The organism is Dysgonomonas sp. PF1-14, from assembly GCF_029892965.1.
In the GTDB taxonomy this organism is placed as follows: domain Bacteria; phylum Bacteroidota; class Bacteroidia; order Bacteroidales; family Dysgonomonadaceae; genus Dysgonomonas.
Map to the genome: position 1 here is coordinate 223,266 of NZ_JARXWN010000001.1, position 13,706 is coordinate 236,971.

Genomic DNA, 13,706 nt, shown 5'->3' on the forward strand with positions numbered 1-13,706 from the left:
AAGTACAGACATTAGTACAATAATAGAAACGGTGATGGTTAAATTTTATTATTTCAGCGTCTGATCTATTGCATTCAGAAGGAAACCTTTCGGGTCTGAACTGTATTCCCAGAACATTACTCCAGCCATGCCATTGTCGCGTACATAGCGGCATTTGGCTTTTACCGATTCTTCATCGTCATAGGTTACGAAGATTCCTTTGTAGAAGTTGAACAGGTAAGGCGCTTTGGCTGCATCGTCCCAGTATCTGAAATATTCGTTCTGATTTACCAGACTATCCCTGATAACGGTGAATCCTTTTCCCTGTATTTGTTTATCAACAGCATCGCCCAGACCTTTGTTCCATCCCTTTTTCAGTTGGTATATGCGTCCGTAGAAAGCAATGCCCATCACAAGCTTATCGGCAGGAACTCCTGCGGCTATATATGCCTGCATAGATTTACTTGCACTGCTGCTGTTTTCATACTTGTCCGACGGATCGAGGTTTGTGTGATGTATCGCTTTTTCTTTCGATTGCGAGTCGTAAGTCATTACGTTTACATAGTCCAGATATTCCTGTACTTTAGCCATCTCTGTATTGTCGATAAACTCCTGTTGTCCGCCTACGGCAGTAGTCAGCAGGTATTTCTTATTTGTCTCTTTACTTAGTGCATCCAGTTCGGCTTTGATAGCAGCAAACATCAATGTATAGTTTTGCTTGTCTTCCGGACGGTAAACATTTCCATCATCACCCGGTATTGCAGGATATTCCCAGTCGATATCTACACCATCCAGATCATATTTCTTCATAATATCAACAGCCGATTTGGCGAATGTATTTTGTCCCTCAGGCGTTAATACGGCATCGGAGAAGTTTCTGCTCCAAGACCAGCCACCTACAGAGATCAGTATTTTCAGATCGGGATTTTGCTGTTTCAGTTCGTTCAGCTTTCTGAAGTTAACGGTATCGGTAGCTTCATTTGTAAGGAATGCTTTTCCGCCTTGCACATCAACAAATGCGTAGTTGATATGTGTAATTTTGTTAGCTGCGATTTTATCCGCATCCACAAGCCCGTTATAACCTCCCACGTATGCAATGATCACAGGTTTCGATGATTTTTCTTCTTCCTTTTTCGTACCTCCGCAAGATGATAGAATTACAGAGAGTAGTGCCACTAAAATTAAGATGTTCTTCATTTGTTTATTTATTTGTTAGTATCTAATGCTTTTTCTATCTGAGCCAGTAAGTCGAGCAAATGGCTGCGTTTGATCCCCGATGAGCCTGATGCTGCGCTTCTGATGCTCTGGCGTAGGTCTGTCAGCTGTGTCCGCGCAATTGCTGCCGCATCCGAACTTTGCCATGATGCACTTGTGTTTGTTGCAGGCGGGGTGACAATGCCAATGAGGGCAGCTACATAGTTCTTTTGTAGATTCCTGCGGTAGATGTCTATTGTCTTTCCGCTCGACAGTTCCGACCAGATGCTCTTTTTCAGGTCACTGAACATATCGGTAGTAGTATAGGCACTTGTACCATTGTATGCTTCATTTCTCAGCATCTTGTCAATCGTATATTTACTTATAAGACGGTCGAGAGTCCGCTTTTGTACTCCCCCGATGGAAGAAAGAGGATCGACACTCGCTTTTTCGATCAGTTGCTTGTCTATCAGCCACGCCGGAGTTGTAAATAACTGTTTGTCGAGGAATGAAACAGCTTCTTTCTGTATGGCAGAAGGAACAAATTCCTGTGCGTTTCCGCTCTGTTCTACCACGACAGGGGTTCTGTATATACCCGCAACATTTTTAGCCACATGTCCCATATAGCGTGCATACTGTCCTGCGATTTCGTTGTATATAGTGCGTGCATTGTCATACCCTTTGTTCGGTTCTTTTGTCCATGCAAGTATCTGCGGAACGATGCGTTGCAGGTTCTTGATGCCGTACGTACTTGCCAGCATGGCATCATCACCAAGATCTTCGCTTTGGTTGCGCGGGTCGTCCGGATCGATTTCCGTACCAAAGGTGTAGCGCTTGTCAGTCTGTAGTTTTTCTATTATAGTCTTGTTCGAGAAAGGCACTTCATCTTCTGCCGTAGCATATTCGGGCAGATAGCGGTATCCCCATTCTATCGACCAATCGTCATAAATACCTATACGCGGAAATAATCCCTTTTCACCGATATTATCTTCGGGCTGGGCTATATAGTTGAATCGCGCATAGTCCATAATAGACGGCGTGTGTCCGTTGGCTTCTACCCAAGCCTTGTTTCTCAGATTCTCGACAGGAACGGTTGTAGACGAGCCAAAGTTGTGGCGCAATCCTAGTGTATGACCTACCTCATGTGACGAAACAAAACGTATAAGTTCACCCATCAGTTCGTCGGGGAATTGCAACTGCTGTGCACGTTTGTCGACATTGCCGGCCTGTATCATATACCAGTTGCGGAGCAGCGACATTACGTTGTGGTACCAGTTGATATGCGTTTCTATAATTTCTCCGCTACGCGGATCGTGCACATGCGGCCCACTGGCATTTGGTATGTCAGACGGTTTGTAGACAATAGCCGAATGGCGTGCATCTTCAAGGCTCCATGTAGAATCTTTCGGTGCTTCCAGTCCGATGATTGCATTTTTGAATCCTGCTTTTTCGAAAGCTGTCTGCCAGTCGTTTACTCCGGCTATCAGATAAGGCACCCACTTGCGCGGAGTGGCAGGGTCTATATAGAAAACGATCGGCTTCTTTGGTTCTACTAATTCACCGTTTACATATTTTTGCAGGTCTTCGTCTTTCGGCTCCAGTCGCCAACGGGTAATGTTCGACTTGTATTCTATTCCTTGCGGATTGGAATCGAAGTCGGTATATCTTACTGCAAAATATCCTACACGCGGATCGTACAAGCGCGGTTTCATCGGTACTTTAGGTAATAATACTAACGAACTGTTTAGCTCATAGGTCATCGGGTCGGTAGGGAAGTTAGATGCAGCCTGTGGCGGATAACCCTGTGGCGCAGTCTGTGCGTATGTTTTTACCGTCTTTATCTCTATGTTGATAGGAAAAGCCTTAATAGTATCGATATAACTTCTGTCTGCAAAGAAATTACCGACACCCCTGTACTTTTTCATTCTGGTGTCGAAGAAAAAGATATTGTTGTCGGAGTTGATAAAGTCAGTAACATCTACAACGAGGCTTTCTGCCTTAACAGAATCCTTATCGATGGCCTGTATAGGAAATGCGGCAACTATCGGTTGCACATTCGAGTTCTTCACCGAAAGGTACATCCCCAATGTGTCTTTAGCCTGTTCCATATACGATATGTTGCGGATGAAGACTTTGTTGTTGCCCCCTTTCTCGAACCGGATAACATTTTCTCCTATCTGGTCACCGGGATAGCCTACAGCAGACTTGTAACGATTGACCGGAGCTTTCGATATTCTGTTTACGACAAGTATATCGCGTTCCATAATGGAGTCGGGTAGTTCGAAGTAGTATTTATCTTTTACTTTATGTACTGTAAAGAAACCTGTGTTGGTCTTAGCTTCTTTTGTTATCACATCTTTGTATGCTTTCAGAGGTGAAGCGGCAGGCTTGTTTGCCTCCGGGGCGACAGCCTCTTTTTTCTCTTCTTTCTTTCTCTTTTTAAAGGGGTTTCTTATTTGGGCACTACTTCCCGCTATGCCGAAAATAAGAAACAATACCAGAATCAGGTTCTTTTTAGACATTGTATTTCCTTCGGGTTTTGTTTGTTGAATAGTACTTCATTGTTACAAAACTAAGAAAATAAAATTGAAGAAGTGGTTTTACACACAGCATATAACGTTTTTTATTCGGATTTTTCTCTTTCATAAATATTATGAGGGTTAGTTTGAACTTTTCAAAGCACCTTTTCTCTTGCCGGTTTATCAATATTGCCGATATTTGCATAAAAATACAGTTGATGTATACAAAACTTATTAACCATATACAGGATTATGTACAGCTACAGGAATCGGATTTGCGACTGATTGAGAATAGCTTCGAAATGATGTCTTTACAAAACAAAGCTTATTTGCTACGTGAGGGTCAGACCTGTAGATGCCTCTACTTTGTGGCGAAAGGATGTCTGCGTATGCATTTCTATACAGCAGCAGGTGTAGAGCAGATTACCCAGTTCGCAATAGAAAATTGGTGGATAGCCGATTATGCAGGATTTATGAGACAAACTGTATCAGAGCATAATATACAGGCAATAGAGAAGTCGGAAATATTGGCCATTAACCTTCATGCATATGACGCTTTGCTCGAGGAAGTGCCTGCGCTTGAACGTTATTTCCGGATTATGGCACAACGAGCTTTGGGCGCTTCGCAATACAGATTAAAGCAAATCTATGACATGTCTAAAGAAGATATATATCTGCATTTCAGAGATTCTTTTCCCGAGTTTGTACAACGTGTTCCACAATATATGCTTGCATCCTTTCTGGGGTTAAGCCCCGAGTACTTGAGTACACTTCGTAAAAAGCATGTAAGGTAATACTAAGGCTCATTTCTTAATCCAGATTAACTTTTAATTCTTTAGCCGTTTATACTTTTGTACTAATAATAAAAAATATAAAGTATATGGATAAAGAAAAAAAGTTATCGGAAAAATTTTATGAAGTATTAAAGCATGAAGGTGTAGTCGCAATCGTGTCTTGGGCAGAAGGAGAAGCTCATGTAGCCAATACTTGGAATTCTTACATGGTTGTAACTGAGGATGAAAGAATATTGATTCCCGCTTATGGGCTTCGGAAAACTCAAAAGAATGTAAATCAGAATAATCGCATAAAACTTACTTTAGGAACCCGCGATGTATTAGGATATAAGGATTATCAGGGGACGGGATTCCTTGTTGACGGTACAGCCCGATATGTAGAATCGGGACAGGAATACGATATGATGAAGAAGAAATTCTCATTCTTGTCGAGGGTTTTGGAGGTTACTGTAGTGAAAGCGAAGCAGACTTTGTAATAGGACAACCATTACTTCTTTTAATCAGGAGAAGTAGTAATATAATCAACAATGGCATGAATCTTCATTGATCCATGCCATTGTTGATTAGGGTATTATAAATTACAAACTTTCGCCGAAGTCTTCCCTGAATTTAGCCATTAGTTGTTGCGGCCAGTCGCTCACAGGTTCCAGCCCTCCCATGAAGAAGCGCAATACGGGCGGCTCGTACACAAAGCGCAACCCACCTATCAAATGGCGGTTTTCGTAGAGCCATGTCATACGGTCTTCTACATATTTGATTTGTGAAAGGGTGAATACGCGGCGAGGTATGGCAAGACGCAGAAGCTCCATGTCGGCATAAGTCTCGTTTCCGTATTCGTCACGCTGATTAGAGACTGAGCCACGTTCCATACCGCGAATACCCGATATGAGGAAGAATGCCGCTGCGAGTGATCCGGCAGGATACTCAGTCTGAGGGATATGTGCACAGATCTCCATTGCATTTACGTGTGCACCCAATACGCCCGGAGGGGTTACCATCGGAATCCCTTTTTTGTCCAGTGAATTTACCAGATATTCTATAAATTGCGGGCTTTGACAAATCATACTCTCGTCCAATGTTTCGTATAACCCTACTGCAATAGCTTCGATTTCGCGTACCGACATACCGCCATAAGTAAGGAATCCTTCGAATAACGGAACCAGTGGTTCCAGTTCTTTGAAGATGGCGAGATTGTTGGTGCAGATACCACCACCACGTGACGAACTCAGTTTACGTGCCGAGAAGTAAACCAGATCGGCAAGTCCTGTCATGCAGAGTATGATCTCAGCCATCGAACTTTCTTTAAATTCTTCTTCACGTTGTTTTATCAACCATGCGTTTTCTCCGAGCAGGCTGGCGTCGAGTACCAGACGGATGCCGTATTTGTCGGCTATCGAGCGCACTCCCCGTAGATTCTCTATAGAGAATGGCTGTCCGCCTATGAGGTTGGTAGAGGCTTCCATCCGTATGTACGGGATGTTTGCCGCACCATGTTTATTAATACATTTCTCGAGTTTTTCGAGATTCATGTTCCCTTTGAAGGGATGTTTGCTGTTTATAACATACGCTTCGTCATACAGCAGCTCTTCTATCTTACCGCCGTATTGGGTGATATGCGCCATTGCAGTGGTGAAGTGATAGTTCATCGGCACAATGCTTCCCTTGCGGATATATGCGTTTGAAATGATGTTTTCGGCAGCGCGTCCCTGATGCACAGGCAGCAGGTATTTCTTGCCTAAAACGTCTTCTACAGCTTTCTGATATCGTACAAAACTTTGTGAGCCTGCATAGGCGTCGTCTGCTATCATCATCGCGCCCATTTGCCTGTCACTCATGGCATTGGTGCCACTGTCGGTAAGCATATCGAGGAAGACGTCTTTGGTGTCGAGCCTGAATGTGTTGAATCCGGCTTCATATAATGCTTCGAGGCGACGTTCGATGGGAACTAAATGCAGTTTTTGTACAACACGTACTTTGTGCAACTCCAGCGGAATATCTTCCCCGCTGTAAAACTTGATCTTAGAAGAATTTTCAGACATGATATTAGTTATAGTATATGTTTAAATTAAAGTCGTGCAATATATGAATAATTCTTCAATAAGAAACATTTTTGAGTGAAATAGAAATAAAAATACCTTTATTTTGCAGCAAAGGTGTCTTTTTGGAGCTTTGGGGCTGTATTTTGTGTGAAAGGATAACTATGTGTAGAATGAGTAACCTAATAATACCCTCCTTCGTATATTTCCTCTCCCGTATCGGCTGCTTTTTTCCCTTTACCCATTATTATATTGAACTTGTAGGAAAAGCTCACCATAAAATACTGGTTTACCGAGTTTGAACGCGAATCGGACATATAGTTTCCGCTCACTTGTCGTGAGATGGTGTTACGGTCGTCGAGTATGTCGTACATCTGTACTTTGAGTGTTCCTCTTTTCTTTTTCAGGAACAGTTTTGAGATGGAAGCATTCCAGAGTACCTCGCTTGTTTTGAAATCGTCGCCATAACCCGAATAGTATGAGTAGCTCAGGTTGCTCTGTACCGAGAAATCGTAAGGCAATTTCAGTAATGCCGTATGATTGAGGCTGTAGTTTGTCGTATTTCTGTCCTGCGATTCGCTCAGGTTGTTGCGGGTCATATTGTATGTAATGCCCAAACGCAGGCTGGTTTCAAACTTATCACTTCTGAACCGTCCGGTAATCTGTTCGCCCAAAACAACATTATGTGTTATTGCTTTTTCCCCGTTTGTATAACCTATGTTCTTATAGTAATTGGTATAAGTACTATTACCGACATTAAACTTCTTGTTTTTCAGCGGGGTGTCGAATATGAAGTTGAGGTTAGCACCCATATTTCCGCTTACATTGCGGTATGTATTTGTACTGTTTCCCTGCCCGTCAATCAGTGTGTAGTCGACAATATTATTGAATGTATAATTGAATCCTGCCGAGATCATCAGGAAGCGGCTTGTCTCATAGTTCGATTTCTGGTAATACATATTGAAATTGTTGCTGTAGCTCGGTTTCAGGTTCGGATTGCCATAATACTTCGATAAGGCATTCACTATAACCGTATCGGCAGACAACTGGCTGATACCCGGCTGGCTGGTAGAACCGGAGTAGTTGAAGTCGAGACTGGAATTGTCATTCGGTGTATATGAGAAATTGAGATTCGGTGAAAAGTTCACTACATTCTGTTTCAGATTCTCAATAATAGAATCGCCCAGCGTGATTTTACTTTTAGAATAAGACGGGTCTACACTGAATCCGACAGTGTATCTGTATTTCTTTTTTGTTGCCTGAAAGTTGAGGCTGATATTCTGATTGATATAGTCATTATCAGTATTACGGGTGTATGCCGTATCGATGATGGTATAGTTGCCGTCATCGTCCATACGGCGCACATCACGCAGGCGTTCCGATTTGCTATTGTTGAGCGAGTATGAAAATTGCAATCTGTAATCTTTGCCTAACGGTTCTACATACGACATTGAGATGTTGTAGCTGTTGGTCTTATTATCAGTATTGTTGCGCTGATCGATTATCTTATCGGGTGTATCTCCCGAATATTGGGTGAGAGAATAATTTGTACCCTTACTGTTATCTTTTCTGAACGAGTTGTTGAGCGTCAGGCTTATTGTACGTCCCTTATCGTTCAATTTCCGCCCCATAGTGATAAAACTGTTCACTGAATAACCGTTGCCGCGCGAATGGCTTAGCGACTGCCCCGAAGTGGTGTCTGACTGAGCTACATAAGATATGTTGGTCGAATTATTATCACTTTTGTTATTATTGAAACTGACATACGACCGCGCATATACTGTTGTCAGCGAATCGGGTTTCCATTGTAGATTAATTCCCAGATTTGTATTGTTGCGTTTGCTGAGGGACGACATATCTTGTTTAGAAAAACGGTCACCTTCCGAAAGGAATGTCTGTGTATTCGTTTTTGTCTCCATCAGATTCTCATTGTTTGAGTATCTGATGTTACCGCCTATCTTGAATTTTTCCGATACTTCTATCTGTGCACTTGCTCCGACATTTTTGTTCTTGTCTATACCATTGTCCATTCCTATCGAATACTCGTTGTCGTTCACATTGCTCATATCGCCGACAAATGATATCTGATTACCGTTTCGCATATAGTTCACCAATGCTTTGTTGGCATACTTGTCATCGCTTCCGTATCCGGCTCTTACATCTCCGAATATGCTTTGCTTCAACTCTTCTTTGACTACCAGATTCAGTACCTGATCGGGGTCTTTATCTCTGAATCCGGTTATCTTGGCCGTTTCGGATTCTTCTTTATACAGTTGCAGTTTTTTTATCATATTGGCCGGAAGATTAGCAAGCGCCATCGGTATGTCGTTTCCGAAAAACTCTTTTCCGTCCACCAGTATCTTTTTTACGGGTTTTCCGTTCGCGGTGATGTTTCCGTTTGCGTCTACTTCTATGCCCGGAATCTTGCGTATCATATCCTGTAGCATATCGCTTTCCTGCGAACTGTATGAAGCAGCATTGTATTCTATGGTATCTCCTTTGACTACAATGTCGGGTACTTGGGCTTCTATGACGGCTGCACCAAGTTCTACGGTATTCTCTTGCAGGAAGATGTCGCCGAACGAATAATCGGGTTCTTTTGCGGAAGTATTAAAGTTTTGTAAAAAAGTTTTATATCCTATAAACGATACTTCAAGGATATACTCTCCTCCCGTTGCGCTCAGACGGAATTTACCCTTGTCATTTGTGGCTACAGCCTGTAATTCGGTACTGTCTTTGACATTCATCAGGCGTACAGTGGCAAAGGGGATGCTTTCTTTTGTATTTTCGTCATATACTGTACCCTGTATATATCCCTTCGAGCCTTTTGCGGCTGTCTGTGCGACGGCCGAAAGGCTTATGACGGACAATAAGAGTATATATAGATATTTCATCAGTATATAATCAGTTTTAGAGACAACGAAGATAACATTTTTTATTATAGAGTATAAAATCGTCAGAATTCGTTAAAGACCGACAACTTTTATATCAAAAAAAAATGCTTACTTTGTGCAACTTATTTGGAAACTGTTTAAATTTTATGCGAATATTATTTTATTATTCCTCTTCTTTCGTCCATTTTTAGTCTGTTTTCGGCTAATTTTTGCTTTCACTCGGCTCAAGTAGCCCGCTACTATCGCTTCCCGGAAACAAAAATTATCTCCAAAACAATTCTAAAAATCAAAACGAATAAAATTTAAGTAGTTTCCCATTCATATAAAATAGAACGTAAAAAAAGATCGAAGGATTATGTCAGAAGATGTTTTTAAGAAGATTGTTTCGCATTGCAAAGAGTATGGCTTTGTATTTCAGTCCAGTGAGATATACGATGGTTTAAGTGCTGTGTACGACTACGGGCAGATGGGTGTGGAACTGAAAAACAACATCAAGAAGTATTGGTGGGATAGTATGGTATTGCTACATGAAAATGTAGTAGGTATCGACTCGGCTATATTTATGCACCCTACTATATGGAAGGCTTCGGGGCACGTAGATGCTTTTAACGATCCGTTGATCGACAACAAGGACAGTAAAAAACGTTATCGTGCCGATGTATTGATAGAAGAATACATGGCGAAGATTGACGAAAAAATAAACAAAGAAGTAGAAAAAGCTGCAAAACGTTTCGGAGAAAGCTTTGACGAAGCTATGTTTCGCCAAACTAACCCACGAGTACTTGAAAATGTACAGAAACGTGATGAGGTTCATGCTCGTTTTGCAAAAGCACTGAATGATAACAATCTGGAAGAACTTCGCCAGATCATCATCGACTGCGAGATAGTAGACCCGATAAGCGGTACACGTAATTGGACAGATGTGCGTCAGTTTAACCTTATGTTTGCAACAGAAATGGGTTCTACTGCCGACGGTGCAACGAAAGTTTACCTGCGTCCCGAAACGGCACAGGGAATTTTCGTAAACTTCCTGAATGTGCAGAAAACAGGTCGTATGAAAATACCGTTCGGTATAGCTCAGATAGGTAAGGCTTTCCGTAACGAGATAGTAGCACGTCAGTTCATATTCCGTATGCGTGAGTTCGAACAGATGGAAATGCAGTTCTTTGTTCGTCCGGGTGAAGAACTGGAATGGTTTGCCAAATGGAAAGATATTCGTATGAAATGGCACAAGGCACTTGGCTTCGGAGATAAAAAATACCGTTTCCACGATCATGACAAGCTTGCACACTATGCGAATGCGGCTACAGATGTGGAATTTGAGATGCCGTTCGGATTCAAGGAGGTAGAGGGTATCCACTCCCGTACAGACTTTGACCTGAGTAGCCATGAAGAATATTCGGGTAAAAAATTACAATATTTCGATCCTGAACTCAATAAATCATATACTCCTTACGTTATTGAAACGTCTATCGGTGTAGATCGTATGTTCCTGTCCGTTATGTCGGCAGCATACTGCGAAGAAGAACTCGAAGGTGGCGAAAGTCGTGTAGTACTAAAGCTGCCGGCAGCTCTGGCTCCGATAAAACTGGCGGTATTGCCGCTGGTAAAAAAAGACGGACTACCGGAAAAGGCGCGCGAGATAATTGATAATCTGAAGTTTGATTTCAAATGTCAATATGACGAGAAAGACAGTATCGGTAAGCGTTACCGCCGTCAGGATGCCATTGGGACTCCATACTGCGTGACAGTAGATCATCAGTCGCTTGAGGACAATACGGTGACTATCCGTTACCGCGATACAATGGAGCAGGAGCGTGTGGCAATAGATAAGCTGGCTGATATTATTGCCGATAAAGTAAGTATGAAAAACCTGTTGAAAACAACGTTGTAAATTATGAATTATAAATTATAAGTTATGAATAAAATTGTTTTATAACTTGTAACTAATGACTTAAATATGAATAAAAAACCGTTTATATTAATAGTGCTGTTCGCTGCTTTGGCTTTTCTGGCCTCGTGTTCATCTGATGATGATACCGGAATAGATGAAGAGTGGAAGGCTTATCAACAGAGCATAGTGGACAAGACGGCTGCAAATACGGCTGAATATAAATATTATACATCCCGTAGTGGGAACGGAAGAGTGTACTGGAAACAAATCACTGACTTTGTTCCTGATACAGGTGAAGAAGATTATAACAAAGAGTTGTACCCTCAGTTTACAGATAGCGTTCATGTGCGCTATACCGGTTGGTATTATTACAAAGATGGTACTAAGTATACCTTCGATAGTACTGAAAATAATGGCACGATGTATAAGGCCAGAGTAGGTTCGAATATCGACGGATGGGCAACAATGCTGCAAAATATGAAAGAAGGTGATCAGGTAGAGATATGTGTGCCTTACATGTTGGGTTACGGAGTATATGCTTATAATAGCATTCCGGGCTATACTACGTTATGGTTTAAAATGAAGCTGCTGAAAATAATACCACTCGATCCGAACAGAAAATAGGAAGAATCATAATATAATGAAGAGGAGTTCAGCACATACTGAACTCCTTTTTTATGTTTTAGTTGCCTATATTCCTTTAAGGGATTTGTTTCAGACTATCCAGTAAGGCATTGATGTTTGCAGTGAACAATCTTACGGCAATGGCCATGACGATAACACCGAAGAACTTACGCAGAACATACACACCTCCTATTCCGAGCAGTTTTTCCACTACGTTCAGATAACGAAGTACCAGAAAAACGATAATCATGTTGAGAAACAGCGCTATTATGATATTCGACACGTCATACTCGGCACGCATCGACAACAATACGGTAAATGTTCCCGGCCCTGCTATCAATGGGAAAACGATAGGTACAAGAGTCTTCGAGCCACCCGGCGCATCATTCTTGAAGACCTCCACACCGAATATCATTTCGATGGAGATAATAAAGATAACCAGTGCTCCGGCTACTGCAAATGAAGAAACATCGACATTAAACATGTTGAGTATCCATTTACCGACAAACAGGAAAGCTGTCATAATGATAAATGAATAGATGGCAGCCTGCAACGGGTTTACATCCCTTCCTTCTCCTTTGAAACTTAGGAATATAGGGATCGATCCCGATACGTCTATTAATACAAACAGGACTACAAACGCACTTAATATCTGTGTTAAATTGATATCGAAACCCATAATATTTGCTTTTTTTAAGATTTGGTAAAGATACATATTTTTGAGTCACCAAAAAAGCTGATAAAAAACATAAAAATATTTTTCATTCAAATTTAACCAAAATGTAATCGGAAAAGTTTATCTATAAGAAGGATTCAGTTAACAGTGAGCAGTCAATAGTTAACAATAAGCGATCTTTGAAAGAGTGGAATTTTTGTAAAGAATGTCAGATTTTAGTTAAAATATAAAGGAGTATAATTCAATAAATTTCATACTTTTGTTTTTTATCAAAACACGGCTTTATGAAGAAGATGGTTATTCTATTGCTGTTTATTCCTATTTTTACAGCATTGGGCGCACAAAATAAAGAACTGATTAATGAGCACTTCGGAAGAACAAAGAAATTTGGGATAGGAGTGACAAGAGATATACCAACTGTGTTGTACTCACGGTTTGACGAGCAGAGTAAATTTGCGACTTTTTATTTAAGTGAGTCGGATGGTGAGGATAAAATAGTACTGGCACCCGACGATTTTACAAGCTTGTGTTCGCCATTTTATTTTTCGTCAAGTAAAGGGATTTACAATTATACTGATGTCACTTTTAGGGTGATCAACAGTACGAATAATTGGATGGAAATCGTTTTTAACGAAAAAGAAGGGCTTACCTGTTATGTAAAAAGAGATGAACGGACACGTTTTCAGACATGGGAGGAGTATTTCTTGGGTAAAAACTGGCGTTATATCAAAGACGATGAATATCTGGGTGGGCAGTCGTTGCCCAAGCTAATGATTAAATTGAGTGGGCAATCTATTCATGATAAGATAAAAGGGAGTGTAATACACAAAAAACTGTCGCTTAATTGTCATGCGACACAGGTTGTTGGAGAATGGATATATGTGGAATCGACTGCATATGATGTGGATAAGATAGAGGGTTGGGTAAGATGGCGAAAAGATAATAATGTACTGATCGCTATACAGGAAACATGGGGACTGGAATAGATTCAGATAAAACTGAAACTGTTGTCACATTTGTCAGGTTTTAGTTAATATTCTACATCTTAAAAGTCATGATAACTTAAAAGAGTTACAAAAGAAAAAACTTTTGTAAG

Annotated in this window: 10 protein-coding genes; 5 read left to right on the forward strand and 5 right to left on the reverse strand. The window is 41.2% G+C overall.

What is annotated here, in order from left to right; translation table 11 throughout:
• Positions 1 to 48: 48 nt before the first annotated feature.
• Both M2448_RS00985 and M2448_RS00990 read right to left on the reverse strand, forming a co-directional pair.
• Complete coding sequence (locus M2448_RS00985) at positions 49 to 1,176, reverse strand: glycoside hydrolase family 18 protein (protein ID WP_280644398.1); 1,128 nt, start codon at positions 1,174 to 1,176, stop codon at positions 49 to 51.
• A gap of 8 nt (positions 1,177 to 1,184) precedes the next feature.
• A complete protein-coding gene (locus M2448_RS00990) occupies positions 1,185 to 3,695 on the reverse strand; it encodes a zinc-dependent metalloprotease (RefSeq protein WP_280644399.1) in 2,511 nt (836 codons plus the stop codon).
• A gap of 215 nt (positions 3,696 to 3,910) precedes the next feature.
• Between M2448_RS00990 and M2448_RS00995 the strand changes: the two genes are divergently transcribed.
• Positions 3,911 to 4,486 (forward strand): Crp/Fnr family transcriptional regulator, encoded by a 576-nt coding sequence (locus M2448_RS00995; protein WP_280644400.1) that lies wholly within the window; start codon positions 3,911 to 3,913, stop codon positions 4,484 to 4,486.
• 86 nt (positions 4,487 to 4,572) lie between these two features.
• Positions 4,573 to 4,962 (forward strand): pyridoxamine 5'-phosphate oxidase family protein, encoded by a 390-nt coding sequence (locus M2448_RS01000; protein WP_280644401.1) that lies wholly within the window; start codon positions 4,573 to 4,575, stop codon positions 4,960 to 4,962.
• 102 nt (positions 4,963 to 5,064) lie between these two features.
• Here M2448_RS01000 and M2448_RS01005 read toward each other — a convergent pair whose 3' ends face one another.
• Together M2448_RS01005 and M2448_RS01010 are read right to left on the reverse strand one after the other, a co-directional pair.
• Positions 5,065 to 6,525, reverse strand: a complete 1,461-nt coding sequence (locus M2448_RS01005; protein WP_280644402.1) for a tryptophanase — start codon at positions 6,523 to 6,525, stop codon at positions 5,065 to 5,067.
• 179 nt (positions 6,526 to 6,704) lie between these two features.
• Complete coding sequence (locus M2448_RS01010) at positions 6,705 to 9,416, reverse strand: TonB-dependent receptor (RefSeq protein WP_280644403.1); 2,712 nt, start codon at positions 9,414 to 9,416, stop codon at positions 6,705 to 6,707.
• A gap of 352 nt (positions 9,417 to 9,768) precedes the next feature.
• On the opposite strand from M2448_RS01010, the gene M2448_RS01015 reads away from it, so the two are divergent.
• Entirely contained in the window at positions 9,769 to 11,310 is a 1,542-nt protein-coding gene (locus M2448_RS01015; RefSeq protein ID WP_280644660.1) for a glycine--tRNA ligase, read from the forward strand.
• 66 nt (positions 11,311 to 11,376) lie between these two features.
• Positions 11,377 to 11,934 (forward strand): FKBP-type peptidyl-prolyl cis-trans isomerase, encoded by a 558-nt coding sequence (locus M2448_RS01020; protein ID WP_280644404.1) that lies wholly within the window; start codon positions 11,377 to 11,379, stop codon positions 11,932 to 11,934.
• 76 nt (positions 11,935 to 12,010) lie between these two features.
• Here M2448_RS01020 and M2448_RS01025 read toward each other — a convergent pair whose 3' ends face one another.
• Positions 12,011 to 12,613, reverse strand: a complete 603-nt coding sequence (locus M2448_RS01025; protein WP_280644405.1) for a MarC family protein — start codon at positions 12,611 to 12,613, stop codon at positions 12,011 to 12,013.
• A 281-nt stretch (positions 12,614 to 12,894) separates the two neighbouring features.
• Here M2448_RS01025 and M2448_RS01030 point away from each other — a divergent pair, with 281 nt between their 5' ends.
• Positions 12,895 to 13,596 (forward strand): hypothetical protein, encoded by a 702-nt coding sequence (locus M2448_RS01030; protein ID WP_280644406.1) that lies wholly within the window; start codon positions 12,895 to 12,897, stop codon positions 13,594 to 13,596.
• Positions 13,597 to 13,706: the final 110 nt, after the last annotated feature.

Bases quoted from the DNA above. Each gene is read 5' to 3' on its own strand.
- M2448_RS00985 (WP_280644398.1), bottom strand. From the start codon at position 1,176: ATGAAGAACATCTTAATTTTAGTGGCACTACTCTCTGTAATTCTATCA.
- M2448_RS00990 (WP_280644399.1), bottom strand. From the start codon at position 3,695: ATGTCTAAAAAGAACCTGATTCTGGTATTGTTTCTTATTTTCGGCATA.
- M2448_RS00995 (WP_280644400.1), top strand. From the start codon at position 3,911: ATGTATACAAAACTTATTAACCATATACAGGATTATGTACAGCTACAG.
- M2448_RS01000 (WP_280644401.1), top strand. From the start codon at position 4,573: ATGGATAAAGAAAAAAAGTTATCGGAAAAATTTTATGAAGTATTAAAG.
- M2448_RS01005 (WP_280644402.1), bottom strand. From the start codon at position 6,525: ATGTCTGAAAATTCTTCTAAGATCAAGTTTTACAGCGGGGAAGATATT.
- M2448_RS01010 (WP_280644403.1), bottom strand. From the start codon at position 9,416: ATGAAATATCTATATATACTCTTATTGTCCGTCATAAGCCTTTCGGCC.
- M2448_RS01020 (WP_280644404.1), top strand. From the start codon at position 11,377: ATGAATAAAAAACCGTTTATATTAATAGTGCTGTTCGCTGCTTTGGCT.
- M2448_RS01025 (WP_280644405.1), bottom strand. From the start codon at position 12,613: ATGGGTTTCGATATCAATTTAACACAGATATTAAGTGCGTTTGTAGTC.
- M2448_RS01030 (WP_280644406.1), top strand. From the start codon at position 12,895: ATGAAGAAGATGGTTATTCTATTGCTGTTTATTCCTATTTTTACAGCA.